This is a genomic window from Candidatus Dedyshia acidiphila (assembly GCF_051025295.1).
In the GTDB taxonomy this organism is placed as follows: domain Bacteria; phylum Acidobacteriota; class Terriglobia; order Terriglobales; family Acidobacteriaceae; genus KBS-83.
This window is the reverse complement of sequence record NZ_JBMGJV010000114.1, coordinates 1-254: the sequence shown is the minus strand read 5'-3', so window position 1 is coordinate 254 and position 254 is coordinate 1. Positions and strand designations below refer to the sequence as shown.

At 59.8% G+C, this 254-nt stretch carries 1 protein-coding gene; it reads right to left on the bottom strand.

The window, feature by feature from the left end; translation table 11 throughout:
* Nucleotides 1–57 precede the first annotated feature (57 nt).
* Nucleotides 58–254: hypothetical protein (locus tag AC5IJH_RS18405; protein WP_491904276.1), on the bottom strand; the 197-nt coding region annotated here is incomplete at its 5' end.

Below are 254 nucleotides of genomic sequence, written 5' to 3'. Positions count from 1 at the left end.
CTGCGGGACGGCCGGTCTTGTTGGGCCTCATCGCAAGCGCGTTCAAGCTCTCGGTTGTTATGTCGCGATCGTCTTCGGCTTGTAGGGATTCGCACCAGAGATCACCCTCCGGGATCGCGCGCATCTCAAAGCTGGCGCAATCCTCCGGAGCTCCATCGGCGGAAATGAGAACCGCGAGACGTAGTTCCCGAGCTTGACGAAGGAATGCAGATCGTCGAGGCCTTCGATCTCAGAGCTCATGACCAGCGGCTCGA